Source organism: Cobetia sp. PDI-12MA, assembly GCF_059507695.1.
This window is the reverse complement of the sequence record NZ_CM183351.1, coordinates 604,868-628,346: the sequence shown is the minus strand read 5'-3', so window position 1 is coordinate 628,346 and position 23,479 is coordinate 604,868. Positions and strand designations below refer to the sequence as shown.

Below are 23,479 nucleotides of genomic sequence, written 5' to 3'. Positions count from 1 at the left end.
CGAGGACCCGGAAATGAAAACTCATCGCTCCACTGCAGCTACCTCACTGCGTCACCTGGCCGAGCATGCCGCCATCGTTCGTCACCCGGCCATGAGCTATGCCCGTGTCGACTCCGGAGCAGATAGCAGCTCAGGCAGAAGCTCGGATGGCAGCTCCACCTCTCCGGAGCGCCAGCGTGAGATTCAACGTGAAGCGATGGAACATGTCGCGATGCTGCTGGAACGTGATCGTCGCCGGACCCGCAACCGTCTGCTGCTGGCCGCCGGCCTGCTGCTGAGCCTTGTGCTGCTCGCCAGCCAGCGCCCAGCCGAGCCGGAAGCCGCCTTCTCGCAGGAGCTTGGCCAAGCCATGCCCAGCGCCCTGCACCTGTCCCAGCATGGACTGGCGTGATGACGCCCGATCTCCATCCATCAGGACAGATAACGATGCCAGGACCCCATGCAACACCAGGCACGGATGCCAGACATGACTGAGTCGATCCACTGCTAGATCCTGCAATGCCCGCTCCGGCGACCCTCCCCCTGTCGCCCCCTGTATTCCTGTAGTGCACGCACTTGCCCTGTCCGGTGGCTCCGGACAGGGTCTTTTTTTGCCTGTCGTAGGGCTTTTCTTGCCCGGCGCAGCTGAGAGGCCAGCTGCCGCACTCCCTCCTGAACCATCGCCAGCATGGCGAAACATCTTTCTTCCCCTCGCAGTGAATCGGATGCCAGAAGCCTGATGTCAGGGGCCTTATGCCAAGAGACTGAGCGCAGGAGCGCATCGCACCAACCTTGTTCCCTGTTGTCACACAGTCCAGTCATCTCCTGATGTAACGTCACTGCCAGGCGCATGTGGAATATCGCGTGGCGAGGCGTCTCGTCACGCGCGACACCGCATGTCATGCCTCGTACCCTTGGTTTCACGTCGGGTTCCCCCCATGACTGACCAGAGGCTCGTTCGTCAATGCCACTGGCTAGCTGGAATCCGTGTGTTCGATTGCGTCTTTCTCTAGCCCTCTGAAGCACGACAAGGCAGCCATGGCAGGCAGTGACGTCGGGATTCATCTTCATCGCGCACGACCGGTAAAGCGGTCTTGAGGAGTCCGTGTGCATATCGCTGACATGACCATGTTCCATGCCCCCTCCAGTGGCGGGGTCAGAACCTACCTGGAAGCCAAGCGACGACGTCTGCGGAAGCGGCCTGATGTTCGTCACAGCCTGCTGGTCCCCGGTGAGACCACCAGCGTCAGTGATGACCTCTACAGCGTGCCGGCACCGCCCATTCCCTTCGGCAACGGCTATCGCTTCCCCCTGCGCCGGGGCGGCTGGGTCAGCACGCTGCTGGCACTGCAGCCGGATGTCATCGAGGCTGGCGACCCCTACGTCACGGCGTGGGCAGCACTCGATGCCGGTCGCAAGCTCGATGTCCCGGTGCTGGGCTTCTATCACTCGGACCTGCCACGCCTGATCACCAATCGTCTGGGTGAATGGTCAGGGGTCAATGTCGATCGCTACGTCAAGCGCCTCTATCGCCACTTCGATCGCGTACTGGCCCCCAGCCAGGTGATGGCCGACCGACTCGACCGGCTCGGTGTCGACAATGTCCATATCCAGCCACTCGGTGTCGATCTTTCCACCTTCCACCCTGACTGCCGCGATGAGGGTCTGCGTGGTGAGCTTGGTCTGGAAGACCACGTGCGACTGCTGGCCTTCGCCGGGCGCGGCTCACGCGAGAAGAATCTGGATGAGCTGCTGGAAGCCGCTCGCCTGCTCGGCCCCGACTACCATCTGCTGTTGATCGGCTCGGGCATGCCGCGACATCTACCCGACAATGTCAGCGTGACCGGGCATTTCTGCAGCAGCACCGAAGTGGCGCGTCTGGTGGCCTCGGTGGATGTGCTGCTGCATGCCGGCACCCAGGAAACCTTTGGCCTGGTGGTGCTGGAAGCCATGGCCTGTGGTACGCCGGTGGTGGCGGCACGCGCAGGCGCCTTGGCCGAGAATGTGCCACTGGGCTGCGGTCAGCTCTGCAACCCGCACTCGCCGCATGCCATGGCGCGTGCCGTACAGGAAGTCTTCGCCAATGACCCCGTGGCACTGGGCCGCCAGGCGCGTCGTCATGTCGAGAAGCATCACGCCTGGGACCGTGTCGTGGATGGTCTGCTCGGGCATTATCACGCGGTCACCGGGACTCGCATGCAACCGGTACTGGAAGAGGTGACCCATGGCTGAGTCGCCACCTGCCAAGCAGCACTTTCTGCTGGTCCTGCATGATGTCGCGCCCGAGACATGGTCCGACTACCGGGACTTCGTCGCCGAGGTGGATGCCCTCTGCCAGGCACGCCTGAATTATCCCTGTCCGATCACCTGGCTGGTGGTACCTGATTTCCATCATCGCAGCGCCCTGGAAGACGCTCCCGAATTCATCGCCCTGCTGGACTCTCGCCGCCAACAGGGAGACGAGCTTGCCCTGCATGGCTTTTATCACTGCGATGACGCGCCAGCCCCCCGCACCCCGCGCGATTACCTGATGCGCCGCGTGCTGACCTGGGAGGGTGAGTTCTACCCCCTCGATGAGGCCGAAGCCAGACGACGCCTGTTGGAAGGCGCCGCACTCTTCAAGCGTCTTGGTTGGCCGCTGGAGGGCTTCGTGGCTCCCGCCTGGCTGATGAGCGACGGCACTCGTCAGGCGCTGAAGTCCCTCGACTTCCGCTACACCAGCGACCCCCAGCATCTCTATCGACTACCTGACTTCACGGTCATCGACGCGCCCGGACTGGTCTGGAGCGCACGCTCAGCGCCCCGCCGTCTGATGTCGCAGTGGGTGACGCAGCGCAAGCTGAGCCGCGAGCAACAGGCGCCAGTGTTGCGTCTGGGCCTGCATCCGGTCGATATGCGCCATGCACGCTCACGCCAGTATTGGCTGACGCTGGTCGAGCGCCTGCTCGATGAGGGGCGCCTGCCGATGACCAAGATCGGGTGGCTGACCCAGCAGGGGCTGCTCACCCCCGCCACGCCTGACATGACGCAACTGAACTCGCACCAGGCGGAACACAGTGCTGCCTGAGACCCACCCACCCGATGAGTCCCGTTGTATGGGCCTTGTATCAACCCGCTGCGGGAATCTGCCATGAATCGTGCCCTCTGGTTACTGGGTGCTGGCCTTGTGATGGTCATCGCGATACCGCTGGTGCTGGGTGGCAGTGGACTGGGCGGCCAGTTGCGCCAGTTCCCCCTCGACACCTTCCTCCTGATGCTCTGCATGATCGTCATGTGCTGGAACCTGAACGCCGGCCGGCTGCGTCTACTGCTGGCCGGACGTGGCGGTCATCTGGGGCAACGGCGCGCCGTCGGCATGGTGATGGCGACCGAATTCGCCATCAGCGCCACCCCCGGCGGCAGCGGCGGCCCGCTTACCCTGATGGGGCTGCTGTCACGTCAGGGGGTGCGCCCGGCGCAGGCCACGGCAGTATTCGCGGTCGATCAGATCACCGACATGCTGTTCTTCCTCTCGGCACTGGCCAGCATCGGGCTCTACGCCCTCTCGCATACCATCGACCTGCGCCTGGGGTGGATGCTGGCCGTGCCGGCGCTGCTGCTGATCATCGGCTTTGGCCTGCTGGCTGCGCTGGGCAAGCACCATCGGCGCCTGCTCAAGACCAGCGGACGCCTGCTGCGCTGGCTCAAGGTACGCCATCGCTCACGCGTCAAGCTGGCGAGGGGTCTGATCCACTTTCGCCATGCGCTGGTCGAGACGCTCGCCCTGCCGCGCCTGACACTGAGCCTGATCTTCCTGCTCTGCTGCGCGCATTGGCTGCTGCGCTACTCGATCCTCTATCTGGCCGTGTCCGGGCTGGGGCAGGACATCGACTGGAGCTGGACCTTCATCGTGCAGATGCTCTCGCTGGCAGCGGGCCAGCTGACGCTGTTGCCCGGCGGCGCCGGAGGCGCGGAGCTGTCCTCCACCGCCCTGCTCAGCCCGATGATCGGCGCCGCCAGTGCCGCGGCGGCCGTGGTGATATGGCGGGCCGTGACCTTCTATTTCTACCTGATCGCCGGCGCTCCGGTGTTCTTCGTGATGGCGGGACGCAGCATGCTGGGAAGCTTGCTCAAGCGTCGCTCGGCGACCACATGACCGAACGACCGAGCAGCGGCTCTTGCTCATCATGAAAAAAACTTGATCATCGCCTTATGAATAAGAATTTGTTATGTTGGCAGACGGCTTTATTGAACGGCCATACAATAACCACAGCTCAAGGTGATCTCACATGCCGCATCCTTCCCAGTGTCACCCGACTTCCGCCCGCATTCGTCGCCCGCTGGCCATGATGGGCGTGGTCGGCTCTCTGCTGGCCACCTCGACCTCAGCGGCACTCGCTGATGACAGGCCTCTGCGCAGCATCGACCCCGGCCATGGCACCGACAAGGTCGTGGTCGCCCACCGGGGGGCCTCGGGCTACCTGCCCGAGCACACACTCGCCGCCAAGGCGATGGCCTACGCCCAGGGCGCCGACTTCCTCGAGCAGGACGTGGTGATGAGCAAGGACGACCAGCTGGTGGTACTGCACGACCGCTTCCTGGATCGCGTGACCAATGTCGCCGAGGTCTTCCCCGAGCGTGCGCGCGACGATGGCCGCTACTACGCCATCGACTTCACGCTGGATGAGCTGCGCAAGCTGTCGTTCAGCGAGGGCTTCACCGTCAAGGATGGCGAGCAGGTCGCCGACTACCCTGAGCGCTTCCCGCTGGGCAAGTCGCACTTCGGCCTGCATACCCTGAGTGAAGAAATCGAGATGATCCAGGGCCTGAATCACTCCACCGGACGCGATGTCGGCCTGTACGTGGAGATCAAGGCACCCTGGTTCCACCAGTCGGAAGGCAAGCAGGTCTCCCGAGCCGTGCTCGAGACCCTCAAGCAGTACGGCTACGTCGCGCACGATGACAACGCTGTCGTACAGGTCTTCGACCCCAATGGCCTCAAGCGCATCCACGACACGCTGCAGCCTGAGCTGGAGATGGACCTGCGCCTGGTACAGCTGATGGGCGAGACCAGCTGGGACATGACCTTCCAGCCGGATGCGGATGGCAAGCTTGAGCCCTACGACTATGACTGGATGTATCAGGAAGGCGGCATGCAGCGCATCGCCACCTACGCCGATGGCATCGGGCCATGGAAACCGATGGTGATCGAAGACAGCTCGACCCGGGACGACATCAAGGTCACTCCGATGGTCGAGGAAGCCCATGCGCAGGGCCTGATCGTGATGCCCTACACCTTCCGCCTCGATGAAGGGCGCATCCCCGACTGGGCCAGCGATTACGATGACATGCTGCGCGCCTTCTTCATCGACGCCAAGGTAGATGGTGTCTTCACGGACTACCCGGACCGCGCCGTGCAGTGGCTGAAGCAGCACGGTGATGCTCTGTAAGCAGCTCTGAAAGCAAACCCTGCAAGCCCTGTCTACAAGCCCTGTCTGCAATCCCTCCCTGCAAGACAGGTGGTTCCTGACAAGGGGCCATCAAAAAGCCGGACTCCATGAGGAGTCCGGCTTTCTCGTCCTGCTTGATTGGCAGCGATCGATCGTCAGTTCCTGTTGTCAGTTCACGATATCAGTATCGACACGTGATGCGCGCTGCCTTCATTGACCCGCCGCTTCGGCGGCCAGCCCCTTGAGCAGCCCGGCGATCTTGTCCAGCGGTAGCTTGCAGTCGCCCAGATCATGACGATTGGCCATGTACTGCGGGTCATTCCACTCGATCACGCTGCCGCCCTCCACGGCACGAATCAACATCTTCTGCGGCAGGTCCAGGGCGGCCGCTCCATTGCACTGCATCAACAGAGTGCCCACCTTGGGATTGCCGAAGACGACGGTATGCGTCGCAGGCAGCTCCATGCCCACCTTCTTGGCTCCCGCTTCATGATCGATGACGCTGAACAGCGTCAGCCCCTTGGCCTCGAGCGCCGTCTCGAGACGCGCCTGGACGGAGGCGACATCATCACGACTGGTCACCGACTCGATGCCCTTGGCAGGCACCTGCATGCTCGCTGAAGCTTCAGGGGCGGAGGCTGCCGCCGCGCCGGAATCTGCACTAGCAGCCAGCGGTACGCCAGCAGCCAACGGCAGGGACAGCAGCGCCAGCAGGCGCGCGGAACGCGTGAGGGCGGGGAATGACTTGAGCATGGAACATCCTTATCAGTGAGTCGTGTTGCGCCGTGGGGCATCTGCACGTGTCGCTTGGTCAGGTGCCAATGAACAGTCATCAGATTAGCAACTGCTTGATATGAACGCACCTGTCGCGCCTGTACCTGTGAAACACCTCGCCCTCGCGCACGTCACCGGCTGCAGGTAGAACCGCCGGCATGCACTCGGGAGAGACTGTTGAGGGCCAGAAACGAAAAAAGGGCAGGCCCTGTGGGCCTGCCCTTTCGGTGACATGCGATCCGCTTGGCGCCGATCGCTGTCAGGAGATCAATGGCTTACCAGCCAGTGACTTCCTTGATGGCATCGCCGATCTGCGCGAGTGAACGCACAGTCTTGACGCCAGCCGCTTCCAGAGCCGCGAACTTCTCGTCGGCAGTACCCTTGCCGCCGGAGATGATGGCGCCTGCATGGCCCATGCGCTTGCCCGGAGGCGCAGTCACACCAGCGATGTAGGAGACGACCGGCTTGGTGACGTTCGCCTTGATGTAGGCAGCCGCTTCTTCTTCAGCAGAACCGCCGATCTCGCCGATCATGACGATGGCTTCGGTCTTCGGGTCCTTCTCGAACATCTCGAGGATATCGATGAAGTTGGAACCCGGGATCGGGTCGCCGCCGATACCGACACAGCTGGACTGACCGAAACCGTGGTCAGTGGTCTGCTTGACGGCTTCGTAGGTCAGGGTGCCGGAACGGGACACGATACCGACCTTGCCCGGCTGGTGGATGTGACCCGGCATGATACCGATCTTGCACTCACCCGGAGTGATGACACCCGGGCAGTTCGGACCGATGACGCGCGCGCCCAGCTCGTCGCACTTGACCTTGACTTCCAGCATGTCGAGAGTCGGCACGCCTTCGGTGATGCAGACGATCAGCTTGATGCCTGCATTGGCCGCTTCAAGGATGGAATCCTTGCAGAACGGTGCCGGCACGTAGATGACGGACGCTTCAGCGCCAGTCTCGGCAACGGCTTCGGCGACGGTGTTGAACACCGGCAGGCCCAGGTGAGTCTGACCACCCTTGCCCGGCGTCACGCCACCGACCATCTTGGTGCCGTAGGCGATGGCTTGTTCAGAGTGGAAGGTACCCTGGCCGCCAGTGAAGCCCTGGCAGATCACCTTGGTGTTCTTGTCGATCAAAATGCTCATTACTTGCCCTCCGCAGCTTTGACAACCTGCTGCGCCGCGTCAGTCAGGCTGGTAGCAGCGATGATGTTCAGACCGCTTTCGGCCAGCTTCTTGGCGCCGAGTTCAGCGTTGTTACCTTCCAGACGCACCACGACCGGCACGTTGACACCGACCTGCTCGACGGCACCGATGATGCCTTCGGCGATCATGTCACAACGTACGATGCCGCCGAAGATGTTCACCAGAACAGCTTTGACGTTGTCGTCGGACAGGATGATCTTGAAGGCTTCTGCAACGCGTTCCTTGGTAGCACCGCCACCCACGTCGAGGAAGTTGGCCGGCTTGCCGCCAGACAGGTTGACGATGTCCATGGTGCCCATCGCCAGGCCTGCGCCGTTGACCATGCAGCCGATGTTGCCGTCGAGGGCAACGTAGTTCAGTTCGAACTGGGCAGCATGCGCTTCACGCTCGTCTTCCTGGGACGGATCGTGCATCGCCTGCAGATCCGGGTGACGGTAGACGGCGTTGGCGTCGATGTTGATCTTGCCGTCGAGGCAGTGGAGGTTGCCTTCGTCGGTGATGACCAGCGGGTTGATTTCCAGCAGCGCGAAATCCTTGTCGGCGAACATCTTCGCCAGACCCAGGAAGATCTTGGTGAACTGCTTGATCTGGGTCGGGTTCAGACCCAGCTTGAAGGCCAGTTCACGCGCCTGGTACGGCTGTGCGCCGACCAGCGGATCGATCTCGGCTTTCAGGATCTTTTCCGGCGTCTCTTCAGCAACCTTCTCGATTTCCACGCCGCCTTCGGTGGAAGCCATGAAGACGATGCGACGAGTGGTGCGGTCAACGACGGCGCCCAGGTACAGCTCTTCGGCGATGTCGGTGCAGTTCTCGACGAGAATCTTGGTGACCGGCTGACCATTTTCGTCAGTCTGGTAGGTCACCAGGTTCTTGCCCAGCCACTGGGTCGCGAAGTCGGAAGCGGCTTGTGCGCTGTCGACCAGCTTGACGCCGCCAGCCTTGCCGCGGCCACCAGCGTGGACCTGTGCCTTGACGACCCACTTGTCGCCGCCAATCTTCTTGCACGCTTCAGCAGCGTCTTCCGGGGTGTCAACGGCAAAGCCCTTGGACACCGGCAGGCCATAGTCGGCAAAAAGTTGTTTTGCCTGATATTCGTGAAGGTTCATCGTGTCATGCCATTGGTTGCATTAGACTCGAACGGCAGTCGCAAGATGCCACTGCCACCGTTCGCCCCGGCCTGGCCGGGGCGACGCGCCTCTTGTTCGGAAGGACGCTTACTTGCGCTTCTTGCGGTTTGCGATGTGAATCGCATGCCCGTCAACGGCCAGCGCGGCTTCGTGCACGGCTTCCGACAGCGTCGGGTGAGCCGTGCAGATCAGTGCGAGGTCTTCGGCGCTTGCGCCGAACTCGAGGGCAGTCACACCCTGTGCGATCAGCTCACCGGCATGCTGGCCGATGATGTGAACGCCCAGGACGCGATCAGTCTCAGCGTCGGCAATGATCTTGGCCAGACCTTCAGTGGCATTGTTGGCCATGGCACGACCGCTTGCCGCGAACGGGAAGCTGCCGGTCTTGACTTCGATGCCTTCGGACTTGGCTTGCTGTTCGGTCTTGCCGACCCACGCCACTTCCGGGAAGGTGTAGATGATGCTCGGGATGGCGTCGTAGTTCATCTCGGCCTTGTGGCCGGCGATGATGTCGGCAACCATCACGCCCTCTTCAGAGGCCTTGTGCGCCAGCATCGGGCCACGCACCACGTCGCCGATGGCGTAGACGCCCGGCACGCTGGTCGCGCACTGGTCATCAACGTGGATGAAGCCACGCTCGTCCAGATTGATGCCGACATCGCTGTCGAGCAGGCTCTGGGTGTACGGACGACGGCCAACCGCGACGATGACCTTGTCGAAGGTCTGTTCCTGTTCGCCGTTGGCGTCGGTGTACTTGACGACGACTTCGCTGTCCTTGATGTCGGAACCGGTCACACGGGCGCCGAGCTTGATGTCCAGACCCTGCTTCTTGAGCAGCTTCTGGGCTTCCTTGGCGACGGCCGCATCGACCATCGGCAGGAAGCTGTCGACCGCTTCCAGCACGGTGACTTCAGAACCGCAACGGCTCCAGACACTGCCAAGCTCGAGGCCGATGACACCGGCGCCGATGACGCCCAGGCGCTTCGGCGCTTCCTCGAACTCGAGCGCGCCGGTGGAGTCGACGATCAGACCTTCGGTCAGCGGCGTCGGCGGAATCTCGACCGGCACGGAACCGGACGCGATGACGATGTTCTCGGCTTCGTAGGTCGTCTTGCCACCGTCGTGGTCGGTCACTTCGACCTGCTTGTTCGGCAGCACCTTGCCGGTACCTTCCAGCGCGGTGACACCGTTGGCCTTGAACAGACCGGAGATACCGCCGGTCAGGTTCTTCACGATCTGCGCCTTGCGCTCGATCATCTTGGCCACGTCGATCTCGACGCCGTCGGCCTTGATGCCCAGTTCGGCGAACTCATCACGCGCTTCGACGTACTTGTGCGAGGTTTCCAGCAATGCCTTGGACGGAATGCAGCCGACGTTCAGGCAGGTACCGCCGTGAACGACCTTGCCTTCCTTGTTGACCCACTTCTCGACGCAGGCGGTCTTCAGACCCAGCTGAGCAGCGCGGATGGCGGCGACATAGCCACCAGGGCCAGCGCCAATGACGATCACATCAAATTTATCGGCCATGTCTCTTCCTGTTGGTGCAGTTCGATTCGGGTTGGCAACCCGGCGCGTGTCAGTGCCACCCGCCGGGGCCGCTCACGCCCTCGAGATCCTCAAGGCCGTGAGACATTGCGGTCTCAGACGTCGAGCAGGAAACGAGCCGGATCTTCCAGCAGGTCCTTGATGGCGACGAGGAACTGGACTGCATCCTTGCCATCGATCATGCGGTGATCGTAGGACAGCGCCAGATACATCATCGGACGGATGACGACCTGACCGTTCACGGCCATCGGACGCTCCTGGATCTTGTGCATGCCCAGAATGGCGGTCTGCGGCGGATTCAGGATCGGGGTGGACATCAGGGAACCGAAAATGCCGCCGTTGGTGATCGTGAAGGTACCGCCCTGCATCTCATCGATGCCCAGCTTGCCGGCACGGGCACGCTGACCGAAGTCGACGATGGTCTTTTCGACATCGGCGAGCTTCATGCTGTCGGTATCACGCAGCACCGGCACGACCAGACCGCGGTCGGAAGACACGGCAACACCGATGTCCTGGTAACCGTGGTAGACGATGTCGGTGCCGTCGATGGAGGCATTGACGTCCGGGAAGCGCTTGAGCGCTTCGGTGGCCGCCTTGACGAAGAAGCCCATGAAGCCGAGCTTGGTGTCGTGCACCTTCTGGAAGGTGTCCTTGTACTGCTTGCGCAGCTCCATCACCGCACTCATGTCCACTTCGTTGTAAGTGGTGAGCATGGCGGCAGTCTGCTGGGCATTGACCAGACGCTTGGCGATGGTCTGACGCATGCGGCTCATCGGCACGCGCTTCTCTGGACGCTCGCCCTCGAAGGTCGGTGCAGACTTCGGCGCGGCCTTGGCATCAGACTTGGAAGCCGGCTTGGCAGCGGTCTTGGCCGCAGTGCCTTTCTTGACGGCCTTGGCCACGTCTTCCTTCAGCACGCGTCCGCCCTTGCCGGTACCGACCAGCTTGCTGACGTCCAGATCGTGCTCTGCCACCATCTTGCGCGCTGCCGGGGCGAGGATCTTGTCGCCGACCTTCTCGTCCTGACCTTCGTCAGACTCGGACTTGTCGTCGCTTGCCTCAGCGGCCGGCGCGGCGCCACCGGAAGCACCAGCGCTGAACAGTGCCAGCACGGCTTCGGTCTCGCAGGTATCGCCTTCCTCGACCTTGATCTCGCTCAGGGCGCCGTCGGCCGGAGCCACGACTTCCAGCACCACCTTGTCGGTCTCGATCTCGACGATCAGCTCGTCACGCTCGCAGGCCTCACCGACCTTCTTGTGCCAGGTGGCAACGGTGCCTTCGGCAACGGATTCCGGGAAGCTCGGCGCCTTGACTTCCAGCGTCTTGCCTTCGCCACCGGCGGCCGGCTTGCTCTCGGCCTTGGCGTCGTCCTTGCTTTCGGCCTTGCTCTCAGCGGCGGAGTCGTCCTTGGCGTCAGAAGACGCAGCGGCGTCTGCATCACCGATGGAGCCCAGCACTTGCTCGGACTCGCAGGTGTCGCCTTCCTGAACCTTGATCTCGCCCAGGGTGCCGTCCTGCGGTGCGACGACTTCCAGCACGACCTTGTCGGTCTCGATCTCGACGATCAGCTCGTCACGCTCGACGCTGTCGCCGGGCTGCTTGTGCCAGGTCGCCACAGTGCCTTCGGCGACGGATTCCGGAAAAGACGGCGCTTTGATATCGATAGCCATTGGAGTTCCTTAACTCGATTCTCTCTCGGTGCCCTTGCGGGTCGCGAGCCTTTACTTGTTGAAGGCGTCGTCGACCAGCTGGCGCTGCTGCTCGTTATGAACGGACATGTAGCCCGCGGCAGGTGCCGCAGAGGCCGGGCGTCCGGCGAAGTCCAGGCTCATGCCAAGCCCCTGACGGTGCTGCTCAGCGACCTGACGCATGTGATGCTGACTCTGATACCAGGCACCCTGGTTGAGCGGCTCTTCCTGACACCACATCACCTGCTCGAGATTCTCGTAGTCGGCGATGGCGGCCTGGAGCTCTTCCTTCGGGAAGGGATAGAGCTGCTCGACACGGATGATGGCAACGTCTTCACGGCCCTGCTCCGCGCGATAGGCGGCCAGGTCATAGTAGACCTTGCCCGCACACAGCACGACGCGCTTGACCTTGGAAGCTTCCAGGTTGCCCTTGTCGGACAGCACCATCTCGAAGCGGCCATCGGCCAGCTCGTCGAGGGTGGAAGTCGCTTCCTTGTGACGCAGCAGAGACTTGGGTGACAGCACGACCAGCGGCTTGCGCAGCGAGCGGATGACCTGACGACGCAGCAGATGATAGATCTGCGCCGGCGTGGTCGGCATGCATACCTGCATGTTGTGCTCGGCACACAGCTGAAGGTAACGCTCGAGGCGTGCGGAGCTGTGCTCCGGGCCCTGACCTTCGTAGCCGTGCGGCAGCAGCATGGTCAGACCACACAGGCGGCCCCACTTGCTCTCGCCGGAGGAGATGAACTGGTCCATCACCACCTGGGCACCGTTGGCGAAGTCACCGAACTGGGCTTCCCACACCACCAGCGCATTCGGCATGGTAGTGGCGTAGCCATATTCGAAGGCCAGCACGGCTTCCTCGGAGAGGTAGGAATCATGGATGGTGAAGGTCGCCTGACCATCCTTGATGTGCTGCAGCGGCACGTAGGTGTTGCCATCCTTCTGGTTGTGCACCACCGCGTGACGGTGGGAGAAGGTACCACGACCCACATCCTGACCGGTGATACGTACCGGATGGTCGGCATCGACCAGGGTGGCGTAGGCCAGTGTCTCGGCGAAGCCCCAGTTCAGCGGCATGCCACCGGCGGCCATCTTGCGACGGTCTTCATAGATCTTGTTGACCTGACGCTGGACCGAGACGCCGTCCGGCACTTCGCACATCTTGTTGGCGAGCGCCTGCAGCTGCTTCATGTCCATCGAGGTATCGGCAACGCCGGTCCACTCGTGACCCAGATACGGCGTCCAGTCGACGAACAGGCCGGTATTCGGCTGTTTCACCAGGGCGTTGGCCACATGATTGCCGGCATCGAGATCAGAGCGGTACTGGTCGACCAGCTGCTTGGTCTCTTCCTCGCTGAGCACACCTTCCTCGACCAGACGCTGCGCATACTTCTCGCGAGCGGTCTTCTGGGACTTGATCTTGGCGTACATCAGCGGCTGGGTACCGGACGGCTCGTCGGCTTCGTTGTGACCGCGCTTGCGGTAACATACGAGGTCGATCACGACGTCACGCTTGAACTGCTGGCGATAGTCGATGGCCACCTGGGCGGCGTGCAGCACGGCGTCCGGATCATCTCCATTGACGTGGATGATCGGCGCCTGAACCATCTTGGCGATGTCGGTGCAGTATTCGGTCGAGCGAGCGTCATCGGCACGCGAGGTGGTGAAGCCCACCTGGTTGTTGATGACGACATGCACGGTACCGCCCGTCTTGTAGGCACGGGTCTGCGACATCTGGAAGGTTTCCATGACCACGCCCTGACCGGCGAAGGCCGCGTCACCGTGGATGGAAATCGGCAGTACGCTGTCACCCTCGGCGTCTTCACGACGGTCCTGACGGGCACGCACGGAGCCTTCCACCACCGGAGAGACGATCTCCAGGTGCGACGGGTTGAACGCCAGCGCCAGGTGGACTTCGCCGCCAGGCGTCATGACGTTCGAGCTGAAGCCCTGGTGGTACTTCACGTCGCCGGAACCCTTGGCGATCTGCTTCTTGCCGTCGAATTCCTCGATCAGCTCGGACGGGCTCTTGCCCAGCAGGTTGACCAGCAGGTTGAGACGGCCACGGTGGGCCATGCCGATCACGACTTCCTTGGTACCGTACTTGCCGCTGCGCTGGATCAGCTCATCCATCATCGGAATGAAGGACTCGCCGCCTTCCAGACCAAAGCGCTTGGTGCCCGGGTACTTGCTGGCGAGATAGCTCTCGAGGCCTTCGGCAGCGGTCAGACGCTCCAGCACGTGATGACGGACATCGCGTGAGAAGTTCGGCTTGGAACGCACGGACTCGAAACGCTGTTGCAGCCAGCGCTTCTCTTCCGTGTTGACGATGTGCATGAACTCGGCGCCGATGCTGCGGCAGTAGGTCTGCTCCAGCGCGGCGTGGATTTCCTTGAGCGGTGCCACATCCTTGCCGAGGAACAGCGAGCCGGTCTGGAACTCGACGTCCATGTCAGCGGCGGACAGCTGATGGAAGGACAGTTCGAGGTCCGGTACCGGTGCCGGCTTGCGCAGACCGAGGGGATCGATATCCGCCTTCTGGTGGCCACGGAAGCGGTAGGCGTTGATCAGCTGGAGAACACGAACCTGCTTCTTGTTCTCGCTGCTTTCGCCCGCAGAGACAGCCACCGGGCGGCGACTGTTGCGACCCATCTCGTAGAACTGATCACGGATCGGCGCTAGCGGAACATCCTGGGAGGGGCTGCCGTCATGACGCGGCAGAGTATCAAAGTAGTTGCGCCACTCGTCGGGAACCTCATTCGGGTCGACAAGATAACGCTCGTAGAGATCTTCTACGTAGTGGACATTCCCCCCGCTCATATGGGAAGTGCGCCACATCAACTCCATTGTGCCTTCTTGCATCTCTCGGTCACCCTGACTGATGGGGTGGGGTAGGCGCCTGACAAGCTCTGTCGGCGTCACTCGATTATGCCCTGTATGGCGAAACCATGGAGGCCTTCACCATCTGAGTCTTCTTTTATCGTCAAAAGCCGGTGCACAAGGCACCGGCTTCAGCAAGCTGTGCGCTGCGGCAAGGTGTGACACCCTGCCGCAGCTGACGTGCATCATAGCAAGCTAAGGCGCGGCTTTTAAGTGGCGTTTGCCAGCAAAAGCTCACGAATCTTGCCGATGGCACGTGTCGGGTTCAGACCCTTGGGGCAAACCGCGACACAATTCATGATTCCGCGACAACGGAATACGGCAAACGGGTCATCCAGCTCGCTCAGACGCTCCTTGGTGGCGGTGTCACGCGAGTCCGCCAGGAAGCGATAGGCCTGCAGCAGACCACTAGGACCGACGAACTTGTCCGGGTTCCACCAGAAGGACGGGCAGGCAGTCGAGCAGCAGGCACACAGGATGCACTCGTAGAGACCGTCGAGCTTGTCACGGTCTTCCGGCGACTGCAGACGCTCGATGGCCGGCGCCGGCGTGTCGTTGAGCAGGTACGGCTGGATGCGCTCGTACTGCTTGTAGAAGATGCTCATGTCGACGACCAGGTCACGCACGACCGGCAGACCCGGCAGCGGACGCAGCACCAGCTTGTTGTCCTTGACGACTTCGGACAGCGCAGTGACACAGGTCAGGCCGTTCTTGCCGTTCATGTTCATGCCGTCCGAACCACAGACGCCTTCACGACAGCTGCGACGATAGGCCAGCGAGCTGTCCTGTTCCTTGAGCATTTCCATCACGTTCAACACCATCAGGTCACGACCCTGGGTGTCGACCTGAAACTCCTGCATGTACGGCGCAGTATCGGTTTCAGGGTTGTAGCGGTATATGGATACCTGAAGCATGGTTTCCCCTCCGGGCAAACGGGTCAGGTGCGTGCGGTGACCTGCACGCACCTCGATCACGGCGAACTCAAGCGAGAGTGAACTCGAGCGAGTGCGAACTTGGTCTGAAGAAAGGCGCGGCGCCCCAACGGGCCGTGACGCGCGCCTTGGGTTCAGACTCAGTAGGTACGAATCTTCGGCTCGAAACGCTCGACGGTCTTCGGCGCGAAGTTCACATCACGCTTGCCGACACGCTTCTCGTTCGGGAAGAACAGAGAATGCTTGAGCCAGTTCTCGTCATCACGATCCGGGAAGTCGTAACGGGAGTGAGCACCACGGCTTTCCTTGCGGGTCAGGGCCGCAATGGCAGTGGCTTCCGCCACTTCCATCAGGTTGTCCAGCTCGAGTGCTTCGATACGCGCAGTATTGAAGACCTGAGACTTGTCGGACAGACCCGCCTTGGCGATACGCTCACGCAGCTCGGACAGCTGCTTGACGCCCTCTTCCATCTTGTCTTCCTGACGGAAGACACCAAAGGAGTTCTGCATGATCTGCTGCAGTTCACGCTTGAGTTCCGGCACGGACTCACCGCTCTCGGACTCGTTCCAGCGGTTCAGGCGCACCAGGGCAGCATCGATGTCGCTCTGCGTCGGCTCGAGGTACTCGACACCTTCGTTGAGCGCGCTTTCGATGTACTTGCCCGCGGCGCGGCCGAAGACGACCAGATCCAGCAGCGAGTTGCCACCCAGACGGTTGGCACCGTGAACAGAGACACAGGCCACTTCACCCACGGCATAGAGGCCGTTGACGATGCGGTCGCTGCCGTCTTCGTTCTGTGCGATGGCCTGGCCGTGCACGTTGGTGGCGATGCCGCCCATCATGTAGTGGCAGGTCGGCACGACCGGGATCGGTGCATTGACCGGATCGACGTGCGCGAAGGTCTTGGACAGCTCGGAGATACCCGGCAGGCGCTTGTTCAGCACTTCCTCGCCCAGGTGATCCAGCTTCAGGAAGACGTGGTCGCCATTCTCGCCACAGCCACGGCCTTCGAGGATTTCCAGCACCATGGAGCGCGCGACGACGTCACGGCCCGCGAGGTCCTTGGCGTTCGGCGCATAACGCTCCATGAAGCGCTCGCCGTCCTTGTTGACCAGGTAGCCACCTTCACCACGGCAGCCTTCGGTGACCAGCACGCCCGCACCGTGGATGCCGGTCGGGTGGAACTGCCACATTTCCATGTCCTGGACCGGTAGGCCGGCGCGCAGCGCCATGCCGATACCGTCGCCGGTGTTGATCAGGGCATTGGTGGTGGAGGCGTAGATACGTCCCGCACCGCCGGTGGCCAGAACGGTCGCCTTGGACTTCACGACCACGGTCTCGCCGGTCTCGATGCACAGGGCAATCACGCCGACGATATCGCCGTTGGCATTCTTGACCAGGTCGATGGCGTACCACTCGTCGAGGAAGACGGTGCCATTCTTCAGGTTGGCCTGATAGAGGGTGTGCAGCAGAGCGTGACCGGTACGGTCAGCCGCGGCGCAGGTGCGTGCCGCCTGGCCGCCCTTGCCGAAGTCCTTGGACTGACCACCGAACGGACGCTGATAGATGCGGCCGTTGTCGAAGCGAGAGAACGGCAGACCCATGTGCTCGAGCTCGAAGACCGCTTTCGGGCCTTCAGTACACATGTATTCGGCGGCGTCCTGGTCGGCGATGTAGTCGCCGCCCTTGACGGTGTCATACATGTGCCAGCGCCAATCATCATTCGGATCAGCAGAAGCGATGGCACAGGTGATACCGCCCTGGGCAGAGACAGTGTGCGAACGGGTCGGGAAGACCTTGGACAGCACGGCGGTCTTCTTGCCGGACTGGGACAGCTCGAGGCCGGCACGCAGGCCAGAGCCGCCACCGCCGATGATGATCGCGTCGAATGTCAGGCTACGCATGGTGGACATGTATCAGGCTCCCCACAGGACTTGAACGCCCCAGACCAAGAAGATGAACAACGCAAGGATGACGAAGACCTGGAAACCGAAACGCAGTGCGGTCGGCTTCATGTAATCGGTCGCCACGGTCCACAGACCGATCCAGGCGTGTGCGGCAATCGAGATGAATGCCATCAAAGAGAAGATACGCATTGCCGTGTTCTCGAACAGACCACTCCAGGTGGTGTAGTCGAGGTTCGGATGGAGCAGCAGGTAGCCGACCATGAACACGGAATAGACTGCCAGAATCACGGCAGAGACACGCTGCAGCACCCAGTCGGACAGACCGCTGCGGCTGAAATTGGTGATGTTGTTTACCATACCCAGACTCCCGCCAGGACCACGAGAACAGCACTGATCACGACAGTGACCTGCGCCTTGCGATTAGCACTTTCCAGTTCGACACCAATATCCATGTCCATCAGCAGGTGCTTGATGCCAGCCACGAAGTGGAAACCGAGGGCAGACAGCAGGCCCCAGGCCACGATCTTGGCAAGGAAGTTGGTTGCCAGGGTGTCGCGCACTGCCTCGAACCCTTCCGGGGAGGACAGCGAGGCATCGAGTGCCCACAGCGCAAATACCAGGCCCACGAACAGAATCACGCCGGTAATACGGTGGGTGATTGAAGTCAGCGCAGGGAGAGGGAACTTTATCGTCGTCAGATCGAGATTTACGGGTCGTTTGCTATTCACGGCTCTTACACACTCTCTTGGCCCAACACGGACGCAAGCCCGCAGGGGCGGTGGTTTGAGGAAGGGTCTCGGGCGCAGGCCATCCACGGTACCGAGCCGAATTTCCCGCCAGTCGCGCGACGGTGGATTATAGGGGTTGGCCATTGGCATGACAAATGGCATGACGTCGCAGGGCCGCAACCACGGATTGCACAAAATGCAGTGAACAGGACGCGACCTGACGCCACGGGATACGTAAACGTCGGGGAACTGACGCACAACAGCATGGCGCGCGTCTCTACGCCGTGTGGCGAATTGACAATCCTTGGCGGGCTTCTATAGTGGGCGGGATTGATGCAAGCCCGGCATGGCAAGCAAGTCAAAGAGTTACGCGAATAATGAGGAGGTCGGCATGACTGACAAGAAAGCGACATTGACAGTAGACGGTATCGACAAGAGCATCGAGTTCCCGGTCTATTCCGGCACGCTCGGCCAGGACGTCATCGACGTTCGCGGCCTGACCGCCGAAGGCATGTTCACGTATGACCCGGGCTTCGTCTCCACTGCCGCCTGCGAATCATCCATCACCTTCATCGATGGCCAGAAAGGCGTGCTTCTGCATCGCGGCTATCCCATCGACCAGCTGGCCAAGAGCTCCAACTACATCGAGCTGTGCTACCTGCTGCTGTTCGGAGAACTGCCGAGCGACGAGGAATACGACAAGTTCGCCCAGCTGATCAGCAACCACACCATGGTGCATGAGCAGATCGTCAACTTCTTCAAGGGCTTCCGTCGCGACGCCCACCCGATGGCGATCCTTTGCGGCGTGGTCGGTGGTCTGGCCGCCTTCTATCACGACAACCTGAACATCACCAACGAGAAGGAACGCTACGTCAGCGCCGTGCGCCTGATCGCCAAGATGCCGACCCTGGCGGCCATGTGCCACAAGTACAACATCGGTCAGCCGTTCATGTACCCGCGCAATGACCTCTCCTATGGCGAGAACTTCCTTTACATGATGTTCGGAAACCCGTGCGAGGAGTACAAGATCAACCCGGTGTTCGCCAAGGCGATGGACACCATCTTCATGCTGCACGCCGACCACGAGCAGAATGCCTCGACCTCTACCGTTCGCCTGGCCGGCTCCACCGGTGCCAACCCGTTCGCCTGCATCAGCGCCGGTATCGCGGCACTGTGGGGCCCGGCACACGGCGGCGCCAACGAAGCCGTGCTGGCCATGCTCGACGAGATCGGTGAAGAGTCCGAGGAAAACATCCAGCGCTTCATCGACAAGGCCAAGGACAAGGAAGACCCGTTCAAGCTGATGGGCTTCGGTCACCGCGTCTATCGCAACTTCGATCCGCGCGCCAAGGTCATGAAAGAGACCTGCGACGAAGTACTGGAGCAGCTGGGCATGGCGGACGACCCGCAGCTCAAGATCGCCAAGCGTCTGGAGCAGATCGCGCTGGAAGACGAGTACTTCATCGAGCGCAAGCTGTACCCGAATGTCGACTTCTACTCCGGCATCATCCTCAAGGCGATCGGCATTCCGACCAACATGTTCACGGTCATCTTCGCCATGTCGCGCACCATCGGCTGGATTTCCCACTGGAACGAGATGATCGCCGGCGGCCACCGTATCGGCCGTCCGCGCCAGCTCTATACCGGCCACCCGCAGCGCGACTACCCGACCAAGTAACCAGTTGCCTGGCAACCAGGCAATATCGGGTCATCGGCCTGCAGGACAGACCGCCTCTTCGGAGGCGGTTTTTTTTGGCCTGTCGCCTCTCATGCGTGCAACCCCTGTCGAGATGCAAGTCATAAAGCCGCCCCGCCCCGCCCCGAACGTGCTAGCGTGCTGATGTACCGGCTTCGTCACGCCCTGCACGCGCCGGCACGCCATGCGCCCCACCGCGAGCGGCGCAACCTCACACCTGATCGATGGCAAGGAGCCTCCCAGCATGTCAGAGACACACACCACGCCACATACCGCCGCCTTCATCGGACTCGGGGTCATGGGTTACCCCATGGCCGGCCATCTGAAACGCGCAGGCCTTCAGGTGCGGGTCTACAACCGCACACGTGCACGCGCCGAGCTGTGGAGCGAGGAGTACGGCGGCAGCCATCACGCCACCCCGCGAGAAGCCGCCGAGGGCGCCGATATCGTGCTGATGTGCGTGGGCAATGATGATGACGTGCGCAGCGTCACCTACGGCGACGACGGCGTGCTGGCCGGCATGGCGAGCGGCAGTCTGCTGGTGGACCACACCACCGCCAGTGCCGACCTGGCACGCGAGCTGGCCGCCGCCGCGGGCGAGGCCGGTATCGGCTTCGTCGACGCGCCGGTCTCCGGCGGCCAGCAAGGCGCCGTGAATGGCGTGCTGACCATCATGTGTGGCGGCAGCGAGGCGGATTACGCGCGTGCCGAGCCGGTGCTGACGCACTACGGTCGCATGGTGAAGCGCATCGGCGAGACCGGTGCCGGCCAGACCACCAAGATGGTCAACCAGATCTGCATTGCCGGGCTGGTGCAGGCACTTTCCGAGGGCCTGCACTTCGCCGAGCAGGCAGGACTGGATCGCGAGGCGGTGATCGAGGTGATCTCCAAGGGCGCCGCTGGCTCCTGGCAGATGGAAAATCGTCACGCCACCATGATCAAGGACGAGTACGATCACGGCTTTGCCGTCGACTGGATGCGCAAGGACCTCGACATCTGTCTGGCGGAAGCACGCCGCATCGATGCCAGCCTGCCGGTGACGGCGCTGGTCGATCAGTTCTATGCCGACGTGCAGGCCATGGGCGGCAATCGCTGGGACACCTCCTCGCTGCTCAAGCGCCTCTCCAGATGAAGCGGCCTTGAACTCGAGCGAGTGAGCCGAACCGCATCACACGGCCTCGCACTGAAAACGCCTCATTCCAACGCCATATGGACGCGGGAATGAGGCGTTTTTCGTGCCGCATCGCAACATCCCAGACAGCAGCGGCGCTCGGCATGCTTTTCCACACTATCTGTGGATAACCTCGTTGATAACCCCTAGACAAGCGCGGCGAACCAGCATGACAGCGGGCTTACCAACAGATTGCACAAAATTTAACCAGCTCATAAACCATTGATATAAAAGAAATTTTTGGCAACACGACGTAAGCGCCAGCCACAGGGGCCGCACTTTGGGAGGAGGTGCAGGGGGAGATGTGACAGCGCGCGAACAGTGGACAAGACACGAGGTCTGTCAAGGGCGACTTGGGGATAACATGCTTTCTGCCGACACACAGGCTGTGTATAAGCCAGAATCAGGGACAAAAAAAACACACCCCGCAAGGTGTGCTTTTTTGTTGACTTCACGAGACCTGAAAGGTGACTCGAGATGTCTGAAGAGTGGCGTCCCATAGGGGGTTCGAACCCCTGTTACCGCCGTGAAAGGGCGGTGTCCTGGACCACTAGACGAATGGGACGCAGTCGCTTGAGAAACTTGGTGGAGCCTAGCGGGATCGAACCGCTGACCTCAACACTGCCAGTGTTGCGCTCTCCCAGCTGAGCTAAGGCCCCGTCTCTCAGGAACGAGGCGTATCTTACTGATAACCCTCGGGGTCGTCAACTTCTTTCTCACACAATTCTCATCGTGCTGCTGCAAGGCATGGCCCCCATGACAACAGACGTCACAGGGGCCGGCATCCGCACACCGCAGACACCTTGCCGGTCGCGATATTCTTACAGGTCGCGATATTCCTTCTCGAAGCGCTTGGCAGCCTTCTTGGAAACGCCACCCAGCACGGCCACGGCGTGGCGCAGACGCGCGCGCGTCATGTCGGAGCCCAGAATGACCATCGCGTCCATCACCGAGGTGGAGGTCGCCGAGCCGGTCACCGCCACGAATATCGGCGCCAAGAAGTCCTTCATCTTGAGCCCGAAGTGCTCGGAGAGCAGCTTCACTTCCGCCAGCAGATACTCCTTGTCCCAGCGGCTCACGGCTTCAAGCTTCCAGGTCAGGAACTGCATCTGACGCACCAGGTCTTCGCCTTCCAGCTTCGCCTTGGCGAAGTCGTCCGGCGTGATGGCCGGCAGGCCGGAGAAGAAGTGCCCGGCCAGCGGAATCGCCTCGGACAGCGTCTCGATGCGCGGCTTCACTTCCGGCAGGATCTGCTTGACGTAGGACTCGTTGAAGGCCCACTGACGCAGTTCGCTCAGCAGCTCATCCTCGGACAGATCGCGGATGTAGAGACCGTTCAGCCAGCTGAGCTTCTCGACATCGAACACCGGGCCACCCAGCGAGACACGCTGGATATCGAAATGCTCCTGCATCTCGCTCAGGGTGAACTTCTCGCGCTCGTCCGGCATGGACCAGCCCAGACGGCCGAGATAGTTGATCACCGCCGTCGGCAGGTAACCCATGCGACGGTAGTAGAGGATCGACGTCGGGTTCTTGCGCTTGGACAGCTTGGTCTTGTCCGGGTTGCGCAGCAGCGGCATGTGGCACAGTTCCGGCATCTGCCAGCCGAAGTATTCATACAGCAGCTGATGCTTGGGCGCCGAGTTGATCCACTCCTCGCCACGCATCACGTGGGAGATCTCCATCAGGTGATCATCCACCACGTTGGCCAGGTGGTAGGTCGGCATGCCGTCGGACTTGAGCAGGATCTGCGCATCGACCTGGGCCCAATCGACCTCGATCTCGCCACGCAGCATGTCCTTGACCACACAGGTGCCGCTTTCCGGCACGTTCATGCGGATGACGAAGGGCGCGCCCGCCGCTTCACGACGAGCCACTTCTTCTGCCGGCAGCGCGAGGTCGGATGGCTTGAGCGCCATGTGCAGACCTTCGGCCTTGCGCGACTCGCGCAGCTCGTCCAGCTCTTCACTGGTGCGATAGCACTTGAAGGCATGGCCGGCATCGATCAGCTGCTGGCAGTGCCTGGCGTAGATATCGCCACGCTCACTCTGACGGTACGGGCCGTGCGGACCGCCGACATCCGGGCCTTCGGCCCATTCGATGCCCAGCCAGCGCAGCGAGTCGAGGATCATCTGCTCGGATTCACCGGTGGAACGCGTCTGATCGGTATCCTCGATGCGCAGAATGAACTCGCCACCGTGCTGACGAGCGAAGCACTGGTTGAACAGGGCGATGTAGGCGGTGCCGACGTGGGGATCACCAGTCGGCGACGGTGCGATGCGCGTACGAACGGTCATGTGGAGTCCAGTAGTTCGAGAAGAGAGGGCAACAAGCGTCTCGGCAATGACTGACTGCCGGGGCGTGAAATCACGCTGCTGTCTCAGCAGCAAGTGCTGGGGCATATTATAC

Annotated in this window: 18 protein-coding genes and 2 tRNA genes; 7 read left to right on the top strand and 13 right to left on the bottom strand. The window is 61.7% G+C overall.

The window, feature by feature from the left end:
• Positions 1-13: 13 nt before the first annotated feature.
• From AC5WNI_RS02725 to glpQ, 5 genes are all read left to right on the top strand, one after another.
• Positions 14-391, top strand: a complete 378-nt coding sequence (locus AC5WNI_RS02725; RefSeq protein ID WP_495928630.1) for a hypothetical protein — start codon at positions 14-16, stop codon at positions 389-391.
• Between the two features lie 695 nt (positions 392-1,086).
• Positions 1,087-2,211, top strand: a complete 1,125-nt coding sequence (gene gpgS, locus AC5WNI_RS02720; RefSeq protein ID WP_495928629.1) for an N-acetylglucosaminyl phosphatidylglycerol synthase — start codon at positions 1,087-1,089, stop codon at positions 2,209-2,211.
• Positions 2,204-3,046, top strand: coding sequence for an N-acetylglucosaminyl phosphatidylglycerol deacetylase (gene gpgD / locus AC5WNI_RS02715; RefSeq protein WP_495928628.1), 843 nt, complete (start codon positions 2,204-2,206; stop codon positions 3,044-3,046). The genes gpgS and gpgD overlap by 8 nt, the downstream gene beginning before the upstream one ends.
• Before the next feature lie 63 nt (positions 3,047-3,109).
• Complete coding sequence (gene gpgF, locus AC5WNI_RS02710) at positions 3,110-4,114, top strand: glucosaminyl phosphatidylglycerol flippase (RefSeq protein WP_175090461.1); 1,005 nt, start codon at positions 3,110-3,112, stop codon at positions 4,112-4,114.
• 133 nt (positions 4,115-4,247) lie between these two features.
• Positions 4,248-5,408: a glycerophosphodiester phosphodiesterase gene (glpQ, locus tag AC5WNI_RS02705; RefSeq protein ID WP_217485942.1), complete on the top strand. Its 1,161-nt coding sequence runs from the start codon at positions 4,248-4,250 to the stop codon at positions 5,406-5,408.
• Positions 5,409-5,618: 210 nt separating this feature from the next.
• On the opposite strand, the gene AC5WNI_RS02700 is transcribed toward glpQ, so the two are convergent.
• The 10 genes from AC5WNI_RS02700 to sdhC form a co-directional block, all read right to left on the bottom strand.
• Positions 5,619-6,161 (bottom strand): DUF302 domain-containing protein, encoded by a 543-nt coding sequence (locus AC5WNI_RS02700; RefSeq protein WP_487885689.1) that lies wholly within the window; start codon positions 6,159-6,161, stop codon positions 5,619-5,621.
• Between the two features lie 296 nt (positions 6,162-6,457).
• On the bottom strand, positions 6,458-7,330 hold the full coding sequence (gene sucD, locus AC5WNI_RS02695) for a succinate--CoA ligase subunit alpha (protein ID WP_043333998.1): 873 nt from the start codon (positions 7,328-7,330) through the stop codon (positions 6,458-6,460).
• Positions 7,330-8,496, bottom strand: coding sequence for an ADP-forming succinate--CoA ligase subunit beta (gene sucC, locus AC5WNI_RS02690; RefSeq protein ID WP_175090459.1), 1,167 nt, complete (start codon positions 8,494-8,496; stop codon positions 7,330-7,332). Before sucC ends, sucD begins: the two co-directional genes overlap by 1 nt.
• A 108-nt stretch (positions 8,497-8,604) precedes the next feature.
• Complete coding sequence (gene lpdA, locus AC5WNI_RS02685; protein WP_175090458.1) at positions 8,605-10,044, bottom strand: dihydrolipoyl dehydrogenase; 1,440 nt, start codon at positions 10,042-10,044, stop codon at positions 8,605-8,607.
• Positions 10,045-10,157: 113 nt separating this feature from the next.
• Positions 10,158-11,732 carry a 2-oxoglutarate dehydrogenase complex dihydrolipoyllysine-residue succinyltransferase gene (gene odhB / locus AC5WNI_RS02680; RefSeq protein WP_495928627.1) on the bottom strand — a complete coding sequence of 525 codons (1,575 nt, stop codon included), beginning with the start codon at positions 11,730-11,732 and terminating at the stop codon, positions 10,158-10,160.
• A 51-nt stretch (positions 11,733-11,783) separates the two neighbouring features.
• Complete coding sequence (locus tag AC5WNI_RS02675; protein WP_175090456.1) at positions 11,784-14,618, bottom strand: 2-oxoglutarate dehydrogenase E1 component; 2,835 nt, start codon at positions 14,616-14,618, stop codon at positions 11,784-11,786.
• A gap of 227 nt (positions 14,619-14,845) precedes the next feature.
• Positions 14,846-15,550: a succinate dehydrogenase iron-sulfur subunit gene (locus AC5WNI_RS02670; protein WP_043333105.1), complete on the bottom strand. Its 705-nt coding sequence runs from the start codon at positions 15,548-15,550 to the stop codon at positions 14,846-14,848.
• A gap of 158 nt (positions 15,551-15,708) precedes the next feature.
• Positions 15,709-17,481: a succinate dehydrogenase flavoprotein subunit gene (sdhA, locus tag AC5WNI_RS02665; protein WP_175090455.1), complete on the bottom strand. Its 1,773-nt coding sequence runs from the start codon at positions 17,479-17,481 to the stop codon at positions 15,709-15,711.
• A 3-nt stretch (positions 17,482-17,484) separates the two neighbouring features.
• Positions 17,485-17,832 (bottom strand): succinate dehydrogenase, hydrophobic membrane anchor protein, encoded by a 348-nt coding sequence (sdhD, locus tag AC5WNI_RS02660; protein WP_043333107.1) that lies wholly within the window; start codon positions 17,830-17,832, stop codon positions 17,485-17,487.
• Positions 17,826-18,203, bottom strand: coding sequence for a succinate dehydrogenase, cytochrome b556 subunit (sdhC, locus tag AC5WNI_RS02655; RefSeq protein ID WP_043333108.1), 378 nt, complete (start codon positions 18,201-18,203; stop codon positions 17,826-17,828). Before sdhC ends, sdhD begins: the two co-directional genes overlap by 7 nt.
• 391 nt (positions 18,204-18,594) lie before the next feature.
• Here sdhC and gltA point away from each other — a divergent pair, with 391 nt between their 5' ends.
• Together gltA and AC5WNI_RS02645 are read left to right on the top strand one after the other, a co-directional pair.
• On the top strand, positions 18,595-19,881 hold the full coding sequence (gene gltA, locus AC5WNI_RS02650) for a citrate synthase (protein WP_285461725.1): 1,287 nt from the start codon (positions 18,595-18,597) through the stop codon (positions 19,879-19,881).
• A gap of 262 nt (positions 19,882-20,143) precedes the next feature.
• Positions 20,144-21,031, top strand: coding sequence for an NAD(P)-dependent oxidoreductase (locus AC5WNI_RS02645; RefSeq protein ID WP_495928626.1), 888 nt, complete (start codon positions 20,144-20,146; stop codon positions 21,029-21,031).
• A gap of 528 nt (positions 21,032-21,559) precedes the next feature.
• On the opposite strand, the gene AC5WNI_RS02640 is transcribed toward AC5WNI_RS02645, so the two are convergent.
• From AC5WNI_RS02640 to gltX, 3 genes are all read right to left on the bottom strand, one after another.
• Positions 21,560-21,635, bottom strand: a tRNA-Glu gene (locus AC5WNI_RS02640).
• An 18-nt stretch (positions 21,636-21,653) separates the two neighbouring features.
• A tRNA-Ala gene (locus AC5WNI_RS02635) sits at positions 21,654-21,729 on the bottom strand.
• Positions 21,730-21,891: 162 nt separating this feature from the next.
• Positions 21,892-23,367 (bottom strand): glutamate--tRNA ligase, encoded by a 1,476-nt coding sequence (gene gltX / locus AC5WNI_RS02630; RefSeq protein ID WP_495928625.1) that lies wholly within the window; start codon positions 23,365-23,367, stop codon positions 21,892-21,894.
• Positions 23,368-23,479: the final 112 nt, after the last annotated feature.